Origin of the sequence: Arthrobacter sp. PL16, assembly GCF_035985055.1 — a bacterium.
Lineage (GTDB): Bacteria > Actinomycetota > Actinomycetes > Actinomycetales > Micrococcaceae > Arthrobacter_D > Arthrobacter_D cheniae.
Genome location: NZ_JAXCIC010000001.1, coordinates 626,519 through 646,156, shown reverse-complemented (window position 1 = coordinate 646,156; position 19,638 = coordinate 626,519). Strand labels below are relative to the sequence as shown.

Annotated in this window: 19 protein-coding genes and 4 tRNA genes; 12 read left to right on the top strand and 11 right to left on the bottom strand. The window is 68.8% G+C overall.

Going from position 1 to position 19,638, the window contains the following annotated elements; translation table 11 throughout:
- Positions 1-4: 4 nt before the first annotated feature.
- The 5 genes from alaS to RCH21_RS02955 form a co-directional block, all read right to left on the bottom strand.
- Complete coding sequence (gene alaS, locus RCH21_RS02975) at positions 5-2,683, bottom strand: alanine--tRNA ligase (RefSeq protein ID WP_326963120.1); 2,679 nt, start codon at positions 2,681-2,683, stop codon at positions 5-7.
- 185 nt (positions 2,684-2,868) lie between these two features.
- Complete coding sequence (locus tag RCH21_RS02970) at positions 2,869-3,156, bottom strand: DUF6167 family protein (RefSeq protein WP_220725873.1); 288 nt, start codon at positions 3,154-3,156, stop codon at positions 2,869-2,871.
- 24 nt (positions 3,157-3,180) lie between these two features.
- Positions 3,181-3,555, bottom strand: a complete 375-nt coding sequence (locus tag RCH21_RS02965; protein WP_326963119.1) for a DUF948 domain-containing protein — start codon at positions 3,553-3,555, stop codon at positions 3,181-3,183.
- Between the two features lie 158 nt (positions 3,556-3,713).
- On the bottom strand, positions 3,714-4,340 hold the full coding sequence (gene rpsD, locus RCH21_RS02960; protein WP_120147733.1) for a 30S ribosomal protein S4: 627 nt from the start codon (positions 4,338-4,340) through the stop codon (positions 3,714-3,716).
- A gap of 289 nt (positions 4,341-4,629) precedes the next feature.
- On the bottom strand, positions 4,630-6,096 hold the full coding sequence (locus RCH21_RS02955) for a replication-associated recombination protein A (RefSeq protein ID WP_326963118.1): 1,467 nt from the start codon (positions 6,094-6,096) through the stop codon (positions 4,630-4,632).
- Positions 6,097-6,200: 104 nt separating this feature from the next.
- Between RCH21_RS02955 and RCH21_RS02950 the strand changes: the two genes are divergently transcribed.
- Complete coding sequence (locus RCH21_RS02950; protein WP_326963117.1) at positions 6,201-6,893, top strand: acVLRF1 family peptidyl-tRNA hydrolase; 693 nt, start codon at positions 6,201-6,203, stop codon at positions 6,891-6,893.
- A 77-nt stretch (positions 6,894-6,970) separates the two neighbouring features.
- Here the strand turns inward: RCH21_RS02950 and RCH21_RS02945 are convergent, their stop codons facing one another.
- The 4 genes from RCH21_RS02945 to RCH21_RS02930 all read right to left on the bottom strand — a co-directional run bounded on the left by RCH21_RS02945 (position 6,971) and on the right by RCH21_RS02930 (position 11,203).
- On the bottom strand, positions 6,971-8,563 hold the full coding sequence (locus RCH21_RS02945) for an RsmB/NOP family class I SAM-dependent RNA methyltransferase (RefSeq protein ID WP_326963116.1): 1,593 nt from the start codon (positions 8,561-8,563) through the stop codon (positions 6,971-6,973).
- Positions 8,560-9,543 carry a methionyl-tRNA formyltransferase gene (locus RCH21_RS02940; RefSeq protein WP_326963115.1) on the bottom strand — a complete coding sequence of 328 codons (984 nt, stop codon included), beginning with the start codon at positions 9,541-9,543 and terminating at the stop codon, positions 8,560-8,562. The genes RCH21_RS02945 and RCH21_RS02940 overlap by 4 nt, the downstream gene beginning before the upstream one ends.
- Positions 9,543-10,148, bottom strand: a complete 606-nt coding sequence (gene def, locus RCH21_RS02935; protein ID WP_120147738.1) for a peptide deformylase — start codon at positions 10,146-10,148, stop codon at positions 9,543-9,545. Before def ends, RCH21_RS02940 begins: the two co-directional genes overlap by 1 nt.
- A gap of 134 nt (positions 10,149-10,282) precedes the next feature.
- The gene (locus tag RCH21_RS02930) at positions 10,283-11,203 is read right to left on the bottom strand and encodes a cytochrome (RefSeq protein WP_326963114.1); all 921 of its coding nucleotides are present in this window, start codon (positions 11,201-11,203) and stop codon (positions 10,283-10,285) included.
- Positions 11,204-11,406: 203 nt separating this feature from the next.
- Here RCH21_RS02930 and RCH21_RS02925 point away from each other — a divergent pair.
- From RCH21_RS02925 to RCH21_RS02905, 5 genes are all read left to right on the top strand, one after another.
- Positions 11,407-11,480, top strand: a tRNA-Gly gene (locus RCH21_RS02925).
- Between the two features lie 52 nt (positions 11,481-11,532).
- A tRNA-Cys gene (locus RCH21_RS02920) sits at positions 11,533-11,603 on the top strand.
- 27 nt (positions 11,604-11,630) lie between these two features.
- Positions 11,631-11,702 (top strand) — tRNA-Val (locus RCH21_RS02915).
- A 29-nt stretch (positions 11,703-11,731) separates the two neighbouring features.
- Positions 11,732-11,805: transfer RNA gene (locus RCH21_RS02910), tRNA-Gly, on the top strand.
- A 164-nt stretch (positions 11,806-11,969) separates the two neighbouring features.
- The gene (locus tag RCH21_RS02905) at positions 11,970-12,221 is read left to right on the top strand and encodes an antitoxin (protein ID WP_235830543.1); all 252 of its coding nucleotides are present in this window, start codon (positions 11,970-11,972) and stop codon (positions 12,219-12,221) included.
- A 77-nt stretch (positions 12,222-12,298) separates the two neighbouring features.
- Here RCH21_RS02905 and zapE read toward each other — a convergent pair whose 3' ends face one another.
- Positions 12,299-13,330 carry a cell division protein ZapE gene (gene zapE, locus RCH21_RS02900; protein ID WP_120148035.1) on the bottom strand — a complete coding sequence of 344 codons (1,032 nt, stop codon included), beginning with the start codon at positions 13,328-13,330 and terminating at the stop codon, positions 12,299-12,301.
- 293 nt (positions 13,331-13,623) lie between these two features.
- On the opposite strand from zapE, the gene RCH21_RS02895 reads away from it, so the two are divergent.
- Together RCH21_RS02895 and RCH21_RS02890 are read left to right on the top strand one after the other, a co-directional pair.
- A complete protein-coding gene (locus RCH21_RS02895; RefSeq protein ID WP_326963113.1) occupies positions 13,624-14,550 on the top strand; it encodes a sulfurtransferase in 927 nt (308 codons plus the stop codon).
- On the top strand, positions 14,547-14,987 hold the full coding sequence (locus tag RCH21_RS02890) for a SufE family protein (RefSeq protein ID WP_326963112.1): 441 nt from the start codon (positions 14,547-14,549) through the stop codon (positions 14,985-14,987). The genes RCH21_RS02895 and RCH21_RS02890 overlap by 4 nt, the downstream gene beginning before the upstream one ends.
- A 9-nt stretch (positions 14,988-14,996) precedes the next feature.
- Here the strand turns inward: RCH21_RS02890 and RCH21_RS02885 are convergent, their stop codons facing one another.
- The gene (locus RCH21_RS02885) at positions 14,997-16,271 is read right to left on the bottom strand and encodes an alpha/beta hydrolase family protein (RefSeq protein ID WP_120147741.1); all 1,275 of its coding nucleotides are present in this window, start codon (positions 16,269-16,271) and stop codon (positions 14,997-14,999) included.
- Positions 16,272-16,371: 100 nt separating this feature from the next.
- Between RCH21_RS02885 and RCH21_RS02880 the strand changes: the two genes are divergently transcribed.
- From RCH21_RS02880 to RCH21_RS02865, 4 genes are all read left to right on the top strand, one after another.
- A complete protein-coding gene (locus RCH21_RS02880; RefSeq protein WP_120147742.1) occupies positions 16,372-16,857 on the top strand; it encodes a hypothetical protein in 486 nt (161 codons plus the stop codon).
- A gap of 14 nt (positions 16,858-16,871) precedes the next feature.
- Complete coding sequence (gene msrB / locus RCH21_RS02875; RefSeq protein ID WP_326963111.1) at positions 16,872-17,297, top strand: peptide-methionine (R)-S-oxide reductase MsrB; 426 nt, start codon at positions 16,872-16,874, stop codon at positions 17,295-17,297.
- A gap of 211 nt (positions 17,298-17,508) precedes the next feature.
- A complete protein-coding gene (locus RCH21_RS02870; protein WP_326963110.1) occupies positions 17,509-18,924 on the top strand; it encodes a DUF6421 family protein in 1,416 nt (471 codons plus the stop codon).
- Positions 18,921-19,628, top strand: a complete 708-nt coding sequence (locus RCH21_RS02865; RefSeq protein WP_326963109.1) for an SDR family oxidoreductase — start codon at positions 18,921-18,923, stop codon at positions 19,626-19,628. The genes RCH21_RS02870 and RCH21_RS02865 overlap by 4 nt, the downstream gene beginning before the upstream one ends.
- Positions 19,629-19,638 lie beyond the last annotated feature (10 nt).

Here is a 19,638-nt window from a genome sequence, read left to right as displayed (position 1 = left end):
CCGGTCAGCGTTCGGCTACGGCCGCGCGGATGGCCGAGAGGGCATCGGGGATGCGTGCTGCATTCGAACCGCCACCCTGCGCGACGTCGTCCTTGCCGCCGCCGCCTCCACCGAGGATCTTCGCGGCCGTGCGCACGAGCGCACCGGCCTTCACGCCTGCAGCGCGGGCGGCGTCGTTGGTCGCCACGAGGACCAGCGGGCGGTCCTGTGAGACACCGGTCGCCGCGACCACGGCGGCATCGGAGCCGAGGCGTCCGCGCAGGTCCAGCACGAGGGTCCGCAGCTCGTCCGCACCGCCGATCTCACCGGCGTCGTGCGCGATCAGGCGTACTCCGTCGACGTCCACGGCGGTGTCGACGAGCGAGGCCGCGGTGGCGGTGAGCTGTTCCTTCCTCAGGCGGTCCAGTTCCTTCTCGGCGACCTTCAGCTTGTTGAGCGTGGCCGAGAGGCGTTCCGGCAGCTGGGCCGAGGGCACCTTGAGCATGTCGGAGAGCTCCGAGACCAGGGCGCGCTCCGCCGCGAGGTGGCGGAACGCGTCGAGACCGACGAGCGCTTCAACGCGCCGGTTTCCCGAGCCGACCGACTGCTCGCCGAGGAGCGTCAGGCTGCCGATGAGCGACGTCGACGCCACATGGGTTCCGCCGCAGAGTTCGCGGGAGAAGTCCGCGTTCATCTCGACCACGCGGACCGTGTCGCCGTACGCCTCGCCGAAAAGGGCCGTCGCCCCGAGCGCCTTGGCATCGGCTAGGGACATGATCTTCGTCTCGACCTCGTAGTTGTTCCGGATGGCGATGTTGGAGACCTCCTCGATCTCCGAGCGGGCCGCGGCGCTGATGCCCTCGCCCCAGGAGAAGTCGAAGCGCAGGTACCCGGCCTTGTTGTAGGACCCGCGCTGTAGCGCCTCGGGGCCGAGGATCTCGTGCAGGGCGGCGTGGACGATGTGCGTCCCCGAGTGGGCCTGCTCCCCCGCATGGCGGCGCTGGCGGTCGACGGCGGCCGTCACTGTCGCGCCCTGAACCACCTCGCCCTCGCGGACGACGGCGTGGTGGACGCTGAGGCCCTTGACCGGGCGCTGGACGTCGAGGACCTCCACGACGAAGCCGTTCCCCGTGATGAGGCCTACGTCGGCGGCCTGGCCGCCGGCCTCGGCATAGAACGGGGTCTGGTCGAGGACGAGCTCGATCTCATCGCCCTGCAGGGCGCTGGGAATGGACTGGCCCTTGTCCAGCACGGCGATGATCGTGCCCTCCGAAGTGAGCTCGTCGTAGCCGGTGAAGACGGTCTGGCCGCGGCCGAGGAGCTCGTTGAAGACGGAGAAGTCGGCGTGGCCCGCCTTCTTGCCGCGCGCATCGGCCTGAGCACGCTGGCGCTGCTCGAGCATGAGCGACCGGAAACCGTCGGCGTCGACCGCCAGTCCAGCTTCCTCGGCCATCTCGAGGGTCAGGTCGATGGGGAAGCCGTAGGTGTCGTGGAGCGTGAAGGCGTCCTGGCCGGACAGGGGTCGCTGCTCGGAGAGGGACTCGCGGACCGCTTCCTCGAGCCGTGCCGTACCGGAGGCGATGGTGCGCAGGAACGCCTTCTCCTCGGCATAGGCGATGCGGCTGATGCGTTCGAAATCGGTGTCGACCTCGGGGTACACGCCCTTCATCGCGTCGCGGGACGCCGGAAGGAGTTCGGGCAGGCACGCCTTCTCCACGCCGAGGAGCCGCATGGCGCGGACGGCGCGGCGGATGAGGCGGCGCAGCACGTAGCCGCGGCCCTCGTTCGAGGGGCTGACCCCGTCGGCGATGAGCATCAGGGAGGAGCGGATGTGGTCGGCGACCACGCGCATCCGGACATCGTCCGTGTGGTGTGGATCAGCGGCGGACTCGGCGCTCGTGTAGGTCTTGCCGCTCAGTGCAGCCGCCCGGTCGAGCACGGGACGCACCTGGTCGGTCTCGTACATGTTCTCGACGCCCTGCAGGATCATCGCGAGGCGCTCGAGGCCGAGGCCGGTATCGATGTTCTTCTTCGGGAGCTCGCCCAGGATTTCGAAGTCGTCCTTGCCCGTGCCCTCTCCGCGCTGGTACTGCATGAAGACGAGGTTCCAGATCTCCACGTAGCGGGAGTCGTCCGCCTCGGGACCGCCGTCGACGCCGTACGCGGGTCCCCGGTCGTAGAAGATCTCGGAGCAGGGACCGGCGGGGCCGGGCTGGCCCGTCGACCAGTAGTTGTCCTTCTTGCCCATCCTCTGGATGCGGGCGGCGGGGACACCGATGCTGTCCCGCCAGATCTTCAGCGCTTCCTCGTCCTCGTGGTAGACGGTGATCCAGAGCTTCTCGGCGGGCAGGCCGAAACCGCCGTCGGCGACGTCGCTGGTGAGCAGGTTCCAGGCAAGGCGGATGGCCTCGGCCTTGAAGTAGTCACCGAAGGAGAAGTTGCCGCACATCTGGAAGAAGGTGCCGTGCCGGGCGGTCCTGCCGACCTCCTCGATGTCGCCGGTGCGGATGCACTTCTGGACGCTCGTCGCCCGGTCGTAGGGGGCTACCTCCCGCGCGGTCAGGTACGGGATGAAGGGAACCATCCCGGCCACGGTGAACAGGAGCGAGGGATCGGAGGAGACAAGCGACGCCGACGGCACGACCGTGTGCCCGTTCTTCTCGAAGTAGCTCAGCCAGCGGCTGGCGATCTCGTGGGACCTCATGGTGGCACATCCTTCAGTGGTTGGTCGGAGCGCCGGCGAGGAAGGCATCGGCAGCGGAATTCCTGCTGCCGCCGCTCCCTGTCCGGGTGCGTTCGGTGGCGCTGCGCAGGCCGGCTCCCGGCTCGCGCCGCAGGATATCCGGGCTGAGACTCGACGCGGGTACGACGATGGGTGGTGCTGGTGGCCTAGCGGAGGGACCGACGGGACGACGGAACGGCGCCCGCTGCCGTCTCCGGAGCGACAGGGGCGGTAGCTCCGGGTAGCTCGACGCCGAGGGCGGCCCGCAGGTCGGTCTCGCGCTCCGCCATCGCCGAGCGCAGGGCATCGGCGAAGTCACTGATGCTGTCGCTGATCTGCCCGACGGCGCGGTTCAGGCCCTCGGGCCCGAGGGTCGACTTGGCCTGGGACACCTTACGGACGGCGACGACGCCGATGGTGATGCCGGCTGCCAGCCAGAAAGCTCTTCTGATCATCGTTGTCTCCGGTTCGTTGGGGGGCTAGCGGCTGCGACGTCGGCGTGCAGGCGAGGTGCGGCCGCCGAGGGCCGTGCGGACGCCGTAGGAGAAGGCCGAGACCTTGATGAGCGGAGAACCGATCGTGGCGGCGATGAGCGACGACAGCGCGGAGATGTTGGCCGAGGCGTCGGAGACGTTGGAGGTGATCCCGTCGACGGTCCTGAGCTGCTGGTGCGTGGTGCTCACGGTGCTGGTGACCTCCTCGATCAGCGGCGTCGTCTCGTCGGTGACGGTGCGGATGGCCCTGCGCAGCTCGTCGAACACGCGGCCGAGCTTCCAGATCGGAACTGCCAGCAGCAGGACCAGGACGGCGAACACGCCAGCAGCTATCAGGCCCGCAATATCTCCACCTGACATGGGCGGTCTCCTTTACGCAGGGGTGCACCGCCTCGACGGTGGCATGGGAATTCTTGCTGTTAGTACCTTACAGAACGAAGAGCCCGCGGCGGGTGCCGCGGGCTCTTCGTACGCACTTCTCGCTGGGTCCCGGTGGATTGCTCCGCCGGGCGGAGCGGCTAGCGTGCGTAGTACTCGACGACGAGCTGCTCTTCGCAGGTCACAGGGACCTCGGAGCGCTTCGGGCGGCGCACGAGGCGGGCCTGGAGCTTGTCGAGCTGCACGTCCAGGTAGCCCGGAACGGCGGGCAGGACGTCGCGGTGCGCACCGGCAGCCGCAACCTGCAGCGGAACCATGGTCTCGCTGCGGCGGTGGACGTGGATGAGCTGGCCTTCGGCCACGCGGAACGACGGGCGGTCTACGCGGCCGCCGTCGACCATGATGTGACGGTGCACGACGAGCTGGCGGGCCTGGGCGATCGTACGGGCGAACCCGGAACGGAGCACGAGGGCGTCGAGGCGCATCTCGAGCAGTTCGATCAGGTTCTCACCGGTCAGACCCGAGGTGCGTCGGGCTTCCTCGAAGACACGGGTCATCTGTGCCTCGCGGATGCCGTACTGGGCGCGCAGGCGCTGCTTTTCGCGCAGGCGTACTGCGTAGTCGCTGTCCTGCTTGCGACGCGCGCGGCCGTGCTGGCCCGGCGCGTAGGGCCGACGCTCGAGGTACTTCTCGGCCTTCGGGGTCAGGGCAATGCCGAGGGCTCGCGAGATGCGGACCTTCCGGCGGGCACGTGTGTTGTTAGCCACGTTTACCTTTCGATGTTTTTCGCGGCGAAGAAACGGGAAATGCCACGAGGGCATCCGCACTTCCTGGTGTCGCTGGCCTCCACTTGCGGAGAGCCGGGATTGGCCGCTTCCCGGTACTACAGTCCGCCGCGACCCTGGCTTCCGCCCGCGTTCAGCAGCAGGGAACCTGCTGGAGGAAGCGGAGGGAGGCTGGTACACGACGACTTGCCAGTCAGCGGTCAATGCTAGCAGTCGGGCGCTTCAGGGCCGAATCACGCGTCGGCTCCGGAGCGGCGGGACCGGGCGCCGCCTACTTCCCGCGGATGATCCTGCGCAGCCGGGTCAGGCGGGAGGAGATGTCCCGCTCGGCTCCCCTGTCCGTCGGCTCGTAGTAGTCCCGTCCCACCAGGTCGTCGGGCGCGTACTGCTGGAGTGCGATCCCGTGTGGCTCGTCGTGGGAGTACACATAACCCTTGCCGTGCCCGAGCTGCGATGCTCCCGGATAGTGGGCGTCCCGCAGATGGGCAGGGATGCCCTGACCGCGCCCCGCCCGTACGTCGGCGATGGCCGCGTTGATCCCGTTGTAGGCAGCGTTCGATTTCGGCGCGGTGGCGATGTGCACCACCGCCTCGGCAAGGATGATGCGGGCTTCGGGCATACCGACGAGCTGCACCGCCTGGGCAGCGGCGACGGCGGTCTGGAGGGCGGTGGGGTCGGCCATCCCGACGTCCTCCGACGCGGAGATCATGAGCCGGCGGGCGATGAACCGCGGGTCCTCCCCCGCCTCGAGCATCCTGGCGACATAGTGCAGGGCGGCGTCCACGTCGGAGCCACGGAGCGACTTGATGAAGGCGCTCGCGACGTCGTAGTGCTGGTCCCCGGCGCGGTCGTAGCGCAGGGCGGCGACATCCACCGCCTTCTCGGCGTGCTCGAGAGTGACCAGCACGGGCAGGGTGACGTGTTCCTCGCCGTCCCCGCTGTCCTCGTCGCATTCTTCCCGGCCGGCGTAGGGGTCGTGCGGTTGCGGAGGCTGCTCGGACTGGGCTACCCCGGCCGCGGCCTCAAGGGCCGTCAGTCCACGCCGTGCATCGCCTGCAGCGAGGCGGACGAGGTGCTCGAGCGCTTCCTCCGACACCTCCACCGTTCCCGCGAGGCCGCGTCCGTCGTCGACGGCGCGCTGCAGGAGGTTCCTGATGTCCGACTCGTCGAGCGGCCGCAGCGTCTGCAGGAGCGACCGCGAGAGCAGCGGCGACACCACGGAGAAGGACGGATTTTCCGTGGTTGCGGCGATGAGCACCACCCAGCCGTTCTCCACCCCGGGCAGCAGCGCATCCTGCTGTGCCTTGTTGAACCGGTGGATCTCATCGAGGAACAGCACGGTGGTCTGCCGGTAGAGGTCGCGCGTGGTCAGCGCCTCGTCCATCACGCGGCGGACGTCTTTCACACCGGCTGTGATGGCGGACAGTTCGACGAACGTCCGGCCCTGCCCCCGCGCGATCACGTGCGCGAGCGTCGTCTTGCCGGTTCCGGGCGGACCCCACAGGATTACGGACGACGGCGCCGCGTGGGCCCCCGGATCATCCTCTCCGGCGAGCGTCCTCAGCGGTGATCCCCGCCCGAGCAGGTGCTGCTGACCGACGACCTCGTCGAGGCTGCGGGGCCGCATCCGCACCGCGAGGGGGCTCCGGGGCCGCACGACGCTCGAGGAACGGCCGCCGCCGGGTGCCGCATGATCCGACGCGTCGTCCTCCGCTGCAGCACTGAAGAGATCATTCACAGCGTCAACGTTACTGCGGGGCACCGACGGCCCCGGTACGGTGGAGTCGCAGCACGTGGCACGGTCCCGTGAACCGACGATTCACCGACGAACGGACGAGACCCATGCCCTCCACAAGGTCGGTCCTCGTCGAGGCGCACCGCCTCGACGGGTGGCTCGCACGATTCGGTGAGCGCAACGGCACCTACACCGTCGAACCCGATGGAGAGCGGGCCGACGGCTCGATCAGGCTCGCCGCCGTGAACGGCTGCACAGCCGTCCTCGCCCCACCGCTCCCCGTCAGAGCCCGGAGTCCCCGTGAGCCGGCAGGCGCCCCTGCCGCATCGGACCAGCGCGCACTGGGGGAACACCTGCTGTCGGGCGTCGATCCCTCGGCCACGGTTGGCTTGCTCCTCATCCGCCGTGGCGGGTACTCCGTCGGAATCTCCCGTGAGGGGACGGTGGTGGCCTCGAAGACCGGAACGCGCTACGTCCAGGGCAAGACGGCCGCCGGAGGCTGGTCCCAGCAGCGGTTCGCCCGACGTCGGGCCAACCAGGCCGATGCGCTCGTGGAGGAGACTGCGGCACGGGCCGCGAAGCTGTATGCCGCGGACCCGCCGTCGCTCCTTCAACTCGGTGGCGACAGGGCCCTGGCCACCGGCACCCTCGGCGAATCGGCGCTGAAAGCCTACGCACACCTGCCGCAGGTACCGTTCCTGACCGTGCCGGATCCCCGCTTCGCCATCCTCAAGGAAGCAGCGCGGTCGGCGCTGTCGATCCGGATCACCGTGACCGACCCACCTCCCGGTGCCGTCTGAGCGGACCTGCGGCAGCCCGCGACGGCATCAACCCTTTGATGCGGCCGTCCCCAGGGCGGATGCTCCGTGCGTCAGGATCAGGTCGTCTTGCGGATGAGGGCGAGGTACATCGCATCGGTGCCATGGACGTGCGGCCAGAGCTGGGCGGTCGTCCCATGGCCCGCTCCCAGCGCTCCCCCGATGCTGACGGAATCGAGCGCGGAGCCCGCATCCAGCCGCTCGAACCCGGTGCGTTTGCGCAGGCAGTCGTCGACGACCGCGTCCGTCTCCGCGTGGTGCGGCGAGCAGGTCACGTAGGCGACGACACCGCCGGGCGCGACAGCATCCAGGGCGGAGGCGAGCAGCTCCCGCTGGAGGGGCGCAAGGGACACGAGATCGGTCGGGGTCCTGCGCCAGCGCGATTCCGGGCGACGGCGCAGGGCGCCCAGCCCCGTGCAGGGCGCGTCGACCAGCACGCGGTCGAAGCTGTCCGGCTGGTCCTGCCCGACGGCGCGCCCGTCGCCGACCTGGACGGTCCACGAATCCTCCGGCAGGGGTCGCAGTGCCTGGCGTACCAGCTGGGCGCGGTGGGGCACCGGCTCGATCGCGGTGAGGTGGACGCCGGCGTCCTGGCCGATCGCCGCGAGCAGCGCCGTCTTCCCGCCCGGGCCGGCGCACAGATCGAGCCACTGTTCGGGTCCCTGCCCGCGGCGCTCCCCGAGATCGACGGCGGCCAGAGCGCGAGCGACCAACTGGGAGCCCGAATCCTGCACGCGGACGGTGCCGGTCGAGATCCCGGGGAGGCGGCTGACGTCACCGCCCGAGTAGTACGCCGAGCCCTCCGCCAATCGTCCCGGCTCGGCCCCTTCGGCCAGAGTGTCGTCGAGCGTCGCCAGTCCCGGCAGTGCCACGAGGTGCACCATTGGGGCTGCGTTGTCCGCGGCCAGGAGCGCGTCGATCTCGGCAACGTCGCGCCCATGCGCGACGAGCGCCTGTCGCAGGGCCCGGACGATCCACTCGGGGTGGCTGTGCGTCAGGGCTGCGATCGCCGTCGCTTCCGTCAATCCCTCGGTGATCTCGCTGATCCAGCCACCGAGGTCGCGTGCGGTCACCTTCCGCAGGACGGCGTTTACGAGCGACGACGGTCCCGCGCCGATCACTGCGCGGACGAGTCCGACGGTCTGGTCGAGTGCTGCGTGGGCGGGCACGCGCATCGCGAGGATCTGGTGGACGCCGATACGCAGAGCATCGAGCACTGCGGGGTCCAGCTGGTCGAGCGGCCTGTCCACGCAGCGGGCTAGCACCGCATCGTAGGTCCCCTGGCCGCGAAGGGCGCCGTAGGTCAGCTCGGTGGCGAAACCGGCGTCCCGACGGTCGAGCCGATGCTTCCGGATGCTCGTCGGCAGGACCAGGTTCGCGTAGGCGTCCTCGGCCGCGACGGCGCGCAGCACCTCGAACGCCACGAGACGGGCGGGATCGGCTCGACGGGTGCGCTGGGACGGTGAGGCCTGGGAGAACTGCCGCTCACCACCCCGGTTGCGCTCCCGGCCCTGCTCATTTCGACGGCGGCCGCCGCCCTGTCCTCCACCTGTCCCGGCTGACCGGTCCGGGGTTCCTGAACCAGTCCCCTGTCCCTGCCGCGGGGTACCGCGTCCACGGGACACGTCGCCCGCTCCTGGGGTCTCACTCATTCGAACACCAGCTCTCCGCGCGTCGCCGCGCCTCGTGCCCAATCGAGGGCACCCATCATCTTCTTGCCCGCGGGTTGGAGCTGTCCGAGCTCTACGGGCTCGGTACCCGTCCCCACGAGGACGGCGCGCCCCTGCACGCGGACGGTCCCGGGCGACAGCACCACGCGCTGGAGGTCGCTCACCCCCTCCGCCACCTCTCCGTCCGCGGTCGTTTCGGCGAGGCCGAGGTCAGCTGACAGGAGGGCCACGGGTGCAAGCTTCACGCGCTGCCCGTCGAGGGTCGTCCAGGCTCCCGGCTCGGGGGTGACCGCGTTGATGCGGCGCCGCACGGCGCCTGCGGGCTGCAGCCAGTCGATGCGGGCGTCGTCGATCGTGAGTTTGGGTGCGAGGCTCGGCTCGCCCGTCTGGGGAGTGGCGGTCACCTGCCCGGCATCGATGCCGGAGAGGGTCTGCACGAGCAGCACGGCACCGCTGTGGGACAGCCGCTCGAGGACTTCCCCGCTCGTCGCGGAGGGATCCAGGGACTCGGTCATGACGCCGAAGACGGGCCCGGTGTCGAGCCCCTCCTCGAGAAGGAAGGTGGAGGCGCCGATCACGTCGTCCCCGGCGAGCACGGCATGCTGGACAGGAGCCGCGCCCCGCCAGGCCGGAAGGACGGAGAAGTGCAGATTGATCCATCCGTGGCGTGGTATCTCCAGCCCGGCCGGCGGCACGATACCGCCGTAGGCGACGATCGCAGCTGCATCCAGCCGGAGTGTGCCGAGTCGGGTGATGAGGTCAGGAGTGAACCGGTTGGCCTTGAGGACCGGGAGCCCGAGCTCGTCTGCTGCTGCTGCGACCGGGCTCTGCGTGAGCACCCGCCTGCGTCCGAGCGGCGCGTCCACGCGCGTGAGCACGGCGACGACGTCGAACCCTGCCTCCACCAGTGCACGCAGCGAGGGCACCGCGACCTCGGGCGTGCCCGCGAAGAGGATCCTCATCAGCGAGCCCTGCCCAGGGAGCCGTTGCGGCGACCGGCGGGCGGGGCGGCGCCGGCGATGAAGCTCGACCCGAGTGAGCGGGAGCGCTCGGCCGCGGTGCGGGACGTCACGCGGTTGTAGTCCGCGCTCCTGATGGCCCTGAGCGCGTTCTTGCGATCCTCCCCCTCGAGCCGATCGATGTAGAGGGTCCCCCTGAGGTGATCGGTCTCGTGCTGCAGCGCTCGCGCCAGCATGCCCGTCCCCTCGACTACGATCTCCTCGCCCGCGAGATTCCTGCCGGTGACGCGTGCCCAATCCGTCCGGTCGACGAAGCTGCCGAGTCCCGGCACGGACAGGCAACCCTCGACGTCGGACTCACCCTGCGACGCGCCGCCGACCTCCAGTACGGGGTTCACCACGTGTCCCTGGTCACCGTCCACCCGGTAGGTGAAGACCTGGAGCCCGATTCCCACCTGGGGTGCCGCGAGACCGGCGCCCTGTACGTCGATCATCGTCTCGGTCATGTCGTCGATCAGACGGGCCAGCTCGGGACCGAACTCGGTGACCTCGGCCGCCGGAGTACGGAGGATGGGATCTCCGATCATGCGAATACTCAGGACGGCCATCGGTGCTCAGTTCCTCGTTTCGATCACAGGGGCGCGGTGCGCTGGAGGGGCTTGGATTCCACCCGCGTGCCGGTGACGACCGCGAGACTCCCGTCAATCCTAGTGCCGCGGGCCGGAACCAACCCCGTCGTGCTTCAGGCGGGCAGCGCCGGTTCAGCACGACCGGCCAACCCCGTGGCCCCGCTGGACCCCGCCGTCCCATCCTGCCCGTCCCTCGACGGTGGCGGGCCGATGGGCAGCAATGCCCGGCCGGCCTCCTCTGCCTCCAGACCGGCCTCCCACGCTCGCCGCAGTGCACAGAATCGAAGCCAGTGATTCCTGAGCACCGCCGGATTGGCACGCATAGCCCTGACCTCGGTCTGCCCGACTGCCACGCCCAGGAGGAGGGGCTGGTCACCGTGCGCCCACGGTCGCCATTCACCCTTCTGCGGGTCGACGACGGATTCCTCGGCCTTCATACCGGCCACGAGTTGCATGACGACCTTGTCATCGAGGGCCTTCACGAATCCGTCGCGATCGGTGTTCTTCGTCTTGTAGTCGATCAGGCAGGTCCGTCCGCCGATCGTCGCTACGAGGTCCAGGGTGCCGGCATACCCGAGTTCCGCGTTCCACACGGTCAGCTCGGGTTCCACGGGACGGACGTCGTACAGGTTCCACCATTCGTCGAAGCGCTGTGCGAAGCCTGCCTCGCCGTTCTCCTCGAGGGCCAGGCGGGCGGACTCCAGGTCCTCGGGACGGCCCAGCGCCCGCAATGCCACCTGTTCACAGTAATGATGCACCCGGGTACCGCGCTGGGCTGCTTCGTCGCGGTACCGCTCGGCGGCCGACGCCGCGTCCCTCACGGTGCTTCGCAACTCCACGGGGTTGCCCAGGGCACCCGGCAGACGCGGATCCTTCGAGAGTGCGGTCGCGGCCATGTGGCCGAACCACCCGCCGAGGGAGCTCGGCAATTGCGAGATGACGGTGGTGATCGACGGTACGGAGGGTTGCTCCGAGGTGGAGCGGGCGTACATCCTGCCGTGGGGTGTCGCGTGTGCAAGGAGCGGGGCGGTCATGCAATCAGTCTGTCAGCTGCCTCTGACAGCCTTGTGCCGTGGGCGCCGCCGGGAAGCACGCAGGTGCCGGCCCGGGCGGCATCCATGCTTGGAGGCGATTGGACGAACCCCCAAACGTCCTATAGAGTTTTTTCTCGTTGGAAAATGAAGAAACACCGTGAAATGCGCTGCATGGAGCGGGAATCTCAGGTCGTTCTCCTTCTGCGGACGTAGCTCAGCTGGCTAGAGCACCACCTTGCCAAGGTGGATGTCGCGGGTTCGAATCCCGTCGTCCGCTCGCAAGACACTGTAGGGCCGGCTCAGTCCGGTGACCGGAGAGATTCGGTCATGGTGGGGTGGCCGAGAGGCGAGGCAGCGGCCTGCAAAGCCGTCCACGCGGGTTCGAATCCCGTCCCCACCTCGTTACGGTACTTGCACCCATGGAAATGGGCGATTGGCGCAGCGGTAGCGCGCTTCCCTGACACGGAAGAGGTCACTGGTTCGATCCCAGTATCGCCCACGACGGCGCCCCCTCGGGGGCGCTTTTTTGCGGACGTAGCTCAGCTGGCTAGAGCACCACCTTGCCAAGGTGGATGTCGCGGGTTCGAATCCCGTCGTCCGCTCTCAGGCCGGTTGTCGGCCGTTGCCCGGTCCTGGCGAGGACCGGGCATTTTTTATGCTCCGCCATGGGCGAACGCATCGATTATCCCGGGTTGCGCCCAGCTTCCTGTCCTACACTGGCTGCAGCGGAGACGGACTGCGTCTCCAGGACCGAAAGGAGGTGTCCGTGGGTTTATTGGATGGGCTCAAGGGCAAGGCCGGCACCCTCGCGGGTAAGGCGACCGAACTCATTGGCGATAATTCCGACAAGGTGAAGAACGGCATCGGTAAGGCTGGCGGATTCATCGACAGCAGGACCCATGGCAAGTACTCGCACCACATCGACGGAGTGCAATCAAAGGCTTCGCGGATGGTCGACAACATCGACAAGAAGGACGGCAAGGGCGACGTCGGCCCTACCCTCCCGCCGGCCGTGTGATTCCAGCCCGGCAATAAGGAAGCGCCGGTCCCGCCGAGAGGCGGCACCGGCGCTTCTTGCATGTCGGCCCCTAGGACCTAGCTCGCCACGTCACTGCCCTGGCGCGCGAGGGCGGTCAGGCGGGAGACGGCACGGTAGTACTTCTTCATGTAGCCGCCACCCATCATCTCCGGCGTGAAGAGATTGTCGAACGTGGTGCCGCTGGCCATGATGGGCACGTCGCGGTCGTACAGTCGGTCGGCGAGGACGACGAAGCGCAGCGCCACGGACTGCTCGGTGATCGTCTCCACGTTGTGCCAGGCCACGGCGTCGACGCCGTCCAGGAGCTGCCGATAGCGGCTGGGATGCACGTCGGCCAGGTGCCGCAGCAGGTCGGAGAAGTCGTCCTCCGCGAGGACGCCCGCGGAGAAGGAGTCGATGCGGTCCCGCAGGGCGGCGTCGTCGATGGCCTCCGGAGCCTGTGGGAGGCCACGGTGACGATAGTCGTCTCCGTCGATCCTGGCCACCTCGAACTGGTCCGCGAGGACCTGGATCTCCCGCTGGAAGTCCTGGGCGGCGAATCGTCCGTCGCCGAGCGATCCCGGCAGGGTATTCGACGTCGCGGCCAGTTTGACGCCGGCGTCGGCCAGTTCCCGCATGAGGCGGGACATGAGGACCGTGTCGCCGGGATCGTCGAGCTCGAACTCGTCGATGCAGACGAGGCTGTAGCCGCTCAGTGCCTCCACGGTCTTCCGGAAGGTCAGCGCTCCCACGAGGTTCGTGTATTCGACGAAGGTGCCGAAGGACTTGCTGCCGGAGGAGGCGTGCCAGAGCGAGGCCAGGAGGTGCGTCTTGCCGACGCCGAAACCGCCGTCGAGATAGATGCCCGCCCGGGAGGCAGGCTTCCTGCCGCCGAAGAGCTTCCGGAAGCCCGAGGGCTCCGGCTCGTTGACGGCGGTGGCGAACTCCCGCAGTTTGGTGACGGCGGCCGTTTGTGACGGCTGCTGGGGATCCGGACGATAGCTGTCGAAGGACACCTCGCCGAACCGCGGGGACGGGTAGAACCCGCCGAGCAGTTCATCGACGGAAACCTTCGGTGAACGCTGTGTCAGGTGTTCGATGACTGGCACGGGTGTGGACCGCTCTCTCTCCGGCAGGGGTTCGTCACGGTGGTGCGTGGGCCACGACGGCGTAGCGCACGCGCCGCTTCCGCTACGCAAGCCTACGGCAAGCCCGTCCGTCCAATACCCGGGCAGCACGGGATTGCCGGGCCTTGACCGCAGGGCGTGGAGGCGTCCTCATCGTTCGACGGAGGCCGCCCGCCGACCCGGCTCCGGCCGGAGCCCCCGGAAGCAATTGCCACGGCCCGTGGTTAGGCTAGTGGAAGACCCGCACCGTGCAGACAGCTATGCGAAAGGCCACAATGACCCTGGCACCGGATACACAGGACAAGTTCGCCGAGTACGCCCACCCGGAGCGCCTCGTCTCCACCGACTGGCTTGCCGCCAACCTCGGAACCGACGGGCTCGTCGTCGTCGAATCCGACGAGGACGTCCTGCTGTACGAGACCGGGCACATCGCCGGCGCCGTCAAGATCGACTGGCACACAGAGCTGAACGACGAAGTGACGCGCGACTACATCGACGGCGAAGGCTTCGCCCGCCTCATGGCGGCCAAGGGCATCTCGCGCGACTCCACCGTGGTCATCTACGGGGACAAGAGCAACTGGTGGGCCGCCTACGCCCTGTGGGTCTTCACGCTCTTCGGTCACGAGGACATCCGCCTGCTCGACGGCGGCCGGGACAAGTGGGTCGCCGAGGGTCGGGACATGACCACGGACCGGCCCGACGTCGCCACGGCCGAGTACCCCGTCGTCGAGCGCGACGACGCGTCGATCCGCGCCTTCCTGGGCGACGTCATGGAGCATCTCGGCAAGCCTCTGATCGACGTCCGCTCCGGTGACGAGTACACCGGCGCCCGGACCACCATGCCCGCCTACCCGGAGGAAGGCGCCCTGCGCGGCGGCCACATCCCCACGGCGGCGTCCGTCCCCTGGGCGCGTGCCGCCGCCGAGGACGGCACCTTCCGTACCCGCGCGGAACTGGACGCGATCTACCGTGACGAGGCGGGCCTGCAGGACGGCGACGACGTCGTGGCCTACTGCCGGATCGGCGAGCGGTCGAGCCACACGTGGTTCGTCCTCACGCACCTCCTCGGATTCCGGAACGTCCGTAACTACGACGGCTCCTGGACCGAGTGGGGCAATGCCGTCCGCGTTCCGATCGTCAAGGGCACCGAGCCGGGCGAGGTTCCCGCGTCCGCAGCGCGATCGGCACAGGCGACGCGATGACCACCGAGGCCATCCCCGCGAAACTCGCCGAGATCATCGACGACTTCCAGGACCTCACCGAGCCGGACCGGCTGCAGCTCCTGCTTGACTTCTCCCGCGGCCTGCCGAGTCTGCCCGAGCGCTACAGCGAACACCCCGAACTGCTCGAGCAGGTCGTGGAGTGCCAGACACCGCTCTTCCTGACCATGGAGATCGGTGACACACCGGAGCGGCCCGTGCACCTCTTCTTCTCGGCACCGCCGGAGGCACCGACGACCCGCGGCTTCGCAGGGGTGCTGCTCGAGGGGCTGGACGGGCTGCCGGCCGCCGAGGTGCTCGCGATTCCCGACGACGTGCCGGACCGCCTCGGTCTCACGCGTGCCATCACTCCCCTGCGCATGCGCGGCATGAGCGCGATGCTGGGCCGCATCAAACGGAAGATCAGGGAAGCGCAGTAGTCCCGGCGTCTACTGACCCGGGGGTTCGGCGACGCCGGCCGCGTGCGACCTCCCGCCGGGAAGGGTGCGCCCGAACACGTTTGCGTCGAGCCAGCGTTCGACGACGGACTCCCACCGCTCCGGGTCGAGGTTCCACTCCTTCGTATGACGTGCGCGCTGGAACCGCTCCAGGGTCACGAAGGCCGGGTTCTTCGCAGCGAGTTCCGCGGAGGGCCCGATCGGGACGAATTCGTCGTCCTCGCTGTGCAGGAGGAGGGTCGGCAGCGTGAGTTGCTCCGCCCGGGCGATCCAGTCCATGCTCTTGAGGTCGAGGGGCGCGGCCAGCCCCGTGATCCGTCGCGCACGCTGGCTCGCCAGGAGGTACTGACCCAGGCGTCCCACCGGCGCCGGGATCCGGTTGAGCTCGGCGTGGTGCGCGAGCACCTCGATCCAGTTGATGACGGGACCGTCGAGGACGAGCGCGCAGATACGCCGGCGGTGGCGCGAGAGATCGGCGGTCTGCAGCACGATCGCGCCCCCCATGGACCACCCGAAGAGGACGACGTCGCGCGCCCCGTGGGAGACGGCGTAGTCGATCGCCGCGTCGACGTCGTGCCACTCCGTCATGCCGAGCCCGTATCGGCCGTCCGGGGCCGACGGTGCCTCGCCGTCGTTCCGGTAGGACAGGACGAGACTCGTCATCCCGAGGCGACGCGCCGGTCGCAGGGCACGCAGCGCCTCGGCACGTGATGCTCCGCGGCCGTGCACCATCACCGCCCATGTGGTCGCGGGGGCTTCCGCCCGGACGAGCCAGGCCGGAGCGGATCCGCCCTCCACGGGGATGAGGACCTCCTCGTCCGCAAACCCCATCGCAGAGGGCGCCGGGTAGACCGCACCACCCCACCAGCCCCGCGTCGCCGCAGCGAGATCACCCGAATAGACGCTCTCGACCTCGCGCTCCACGGTGCCCTCGCGGGGGACGTACGAACGGATGGCCCCGATGCGGGCATGTCCCGTTCCCTGGTCGAAGTGGAGGCTGTACTTCCCCTCGATGACCGTGTCCTCGTTGGCCGGCAGGATGACGGTCCGGCTGCCCGCGGATCCGACGACCGCGAGGATGTCGAGGTTCTCGTCCCGACCGCGGGAGGGCGTCACGATCTGCCGCGCGAAGTAGACGGCGAGCCCGGACACCGCCCCTGCGGCCGAGGAGGCGACAGCTGCTCCTGCCCCTATTCCCAGTGCCGTCCACTTGAGCCAGGGAGTGGGGACCCGCTGCGCTGCGGCCGTTGACCTCGTCGATGCCATAGCTTCATTTCTACCCTGCTTCCGCCCCGTGCGGCCAAGCCCCGCCGCTCGGCTCCGTCCCGGGGCTCCGGGTGCGGGACTCCCGCAGTACAGTGGCGCCATGAGCCAAACGATCCTCGTGCTGACCGAGGAAGCCCTGACACACGCCGATCTCCTCAACCTCCAGACCCTGCAGGGCGACGAGCCGGCGGAGGTGGTGGTGCTGATTCCCGAGGACCGGAACGAGTCCGTCCTCGGGGAGTTCTTCCGCCACCTGAGCCTCCTCGAGGTGGGTGAGGCCTTCCGGACCTTCTCCGCGGACGACCGCCGCCATGACGAGATCACCGCGCGTACCGCCGTCGAGGAATCGCTGCAGCTGCTCACTCGCGAGGGGTTCGCCGCGCGCGGACGCACAACGACGGGCAATCCGGTCGACGCCCTCGTGCAGGAGGCGACCGACAGCGGCGCCGCGCAGGCCGTGGTCATCACGCGTCCGCACGCGATGGCCGACACCTTCCACACGGACTGGGCCAACAGGGCGCAGGACAAACTCGGGATAGCCGTACTGCACCTGTACTCCGGCTCGGGATTTATTGGCGACTCGTAGGCGTTGGACCGGGTATGACGACTGAACGCGAGGCCTACACGCCTGACATCGACAAGTCCGACGACGAGTGGCGCCAGGAACTGACACCCCAGGAATACCAGGTGCTGCGCAAGGCCGGCACCGAGCGCCCCTACACGGGTGAGTACTACGACTCCAAGACCGCGGGGACCTACGAGTGCCGGGCCTGCGGAGCCGAGCTCTTCACGAGTAACGAGAAGTTCGACTCCCACTGCGGATGGCCCTCCTTCTGGGCGCCGCTGGCCGAGAACAAGGTCCGTTACCTGCACGACCGCTCGCTGGGCATGGAGCGCATCGAAGTCCGCTGCGCACGGTGCGACTCCCACCTCGGACACCTGTTCAAGGGTGAGGGCTTCGACACTCCTGTGGACCAGAGGTTCTGCATCAACTCGATCTCCATGAAGCTGGTCCCCGCCGGCTGAGCGGTGCATGTTACTCCCAGCACTCCGAAGGCCGGCCCCCGGGCCGGCCTTCACCATGTCCCCGTAGCAAGGCCGTCTGGTCCTAGCGGGAATCGTGAGCTCACCACCATAAGACTTCCTTACTCTCAAGGGTTTGGAGTGTAAGTAACGCTGACCGCGTTGCTACGCTTCCGGCAACGGACCTACACCCCGACCCGAGAAAGCAGGAGCCATGACCCTCGCCCCCGCCTCCACCAAGCCCGCCTCCACCACACTCACCGACACCACCACAGCCCGCAACACGTCGGGGCACACCAGGCCACAGGAGCACAGCTCCTGGCTCGCGCTCAAGGCTGCCGCCCGGGAACTGCGCCTGCTACAGGTGAAGGACGGCTCCATCCCCGATCCTGATCACCATGCCGCCGCAGCCGCGCACACGACCGTCATCACCGCGGCGGTGCAGGACCTCGCACCCCTGTTCCCGCACGACGCCGAGTACCTCGCGCGAACCGTGGCCGCATTCGAGGCATGGCGCGCCGGCGGCTTCGCCGTCCCGGACTTCCTCGAGCCGCTCCTGGCCTTCCAGCCGCAGCTCGACCGTGTAGACGGGCTCCAGCACCTCGTCGTCTTCCCCATGTACACGCAGAACGGCAGCACCAGCCGTCTCGTCGAGGCGGTGCTGATCGAGGTCCTCTGGCCCGAGTTCATCGCCGAGCTCGAGGCAGGCGCGTACTCGAACGCCCTGTTCGTGCCGATCCGCTTCCTCGACTTCACCGAGGGTTACGACACCAACTCCGCCGTGCTCTTCCCGGAGACCGTCGCCGTCAGCTCGACGCCGACCTTCACCTGGGGTGCCATCTTCGCGGATCGTGAGGCAGCCCGCTTCCGCCGCGTCGTCAGGGCGGCTGCGGACATCACGCGCCTCGACCTGCCCCGGGACGCCCTCGACCTGCTCGACCACCAAACGCTGGCCGAAGAGACCTTCGTGATGTGGGACCTCATCCATGACCGCACCCATATGCGCGGTGACCTCCCCTTCGATCCCTTCATGATCAAGCAGCGCATGCCGTTCTTCCTCTACTCGCTCGAGGAACTGCGGTGCGACCTCACGGCGTTCCGTGAATCGGTGCGCATCGAGAAGGACGACGACGCATCGCCCGAGGCGAGGAAGCACGCGAAGCTCGTCCAGTACGCCGTCATCTTCGACCGCATCTTCCGCTTCAGCATCACCGGGAGCCGGGTTCGCAACTATGACGGCCTGGGAGGACAGCTTCTGTTCGCCTGGATGCACCAGCACCGCGTCCTGCACTGGACCGACACCAAGCTGACGATCGACTGGGACGACGCGGCCGGCGTCGTCGTCGCCCTCGGCGAGCAGATCGAACAGCTGTACTGGCGCTCGATCGACCGCCCGAAGATCGCCCACTGGCTCGCCGCCTATGAGCTCGTCTCCGCCACGGTGACGCCGCACCCCGCCTCCCTCTGGGCCAAAGGCCCTGACGCGCTCGAGCTCATGGGCCCGCCGCGCGGCCTCACGGACGCCGTGCTCGACGACGAATTCCCCCTCTCGATGTTCTTCGAGGCGCTGGACCGCAAGATGAAGCCCGTGATCGAGTCCACGGCCGGCATCACTGCGGACGCGGCGTGAGTGCTGCCGAGGCCGCCCAAACGGCCGTCGTCGCGGGTGCCACGAACGCGTCCGGCGTCGCCCTCACCCGGCTGCTGGTCGAGGGTGGGTACGGCGTGGTCGCCGTCGGCTCCGATGCCGGGAGGCTCGACGCCGCCTTCGGGGGCTTCGACGGCGTCGACCGCCAGGTTTGTGACCTCACCGACGAGAGCGCCGTCGCCGCCCTTGCCGAACGGGTACGCGCCGACCACGGAGGCGCACACGCGCTCTTCCACCTGGTCGGCGGCTGGAGGGGCGGCAAGGGCATCACGACGCAGACGACGTCGGACTACGACGCCCTGCACCGCTCGGTCTTCCTCACGCTTTTCAACACAAGTCGGGCGTTCTACGACCAGCTCGCCGCACGGAACGGCAGGCTTGCGGCAGTATCGGCGACGGCGGTCGCTGCCCCGACAGCGGGCAACGCCTCCTACGCAGCGGTGAAGGCGTCCGTCGATGCATGGCTGCAGGCCGTGGCCGACGGCTTCGCGAAGGACGGCACCTCGGCCGCGGCCACCGCCGTCGTGGTGAAAGCCCTGGTGGACGACGCCATGCGCGCACAGCAGCCCGAACGGACCTTCCCGGGTTTCACGCACGTCGACGAGCTGGCACGCATCCTCGCGTCCCTGCCGGGGAGGCCGGCTCCGGAGATCAACGGAGCCCGCATCGATGCCGTTCGGGGATAATGGGAGCGTG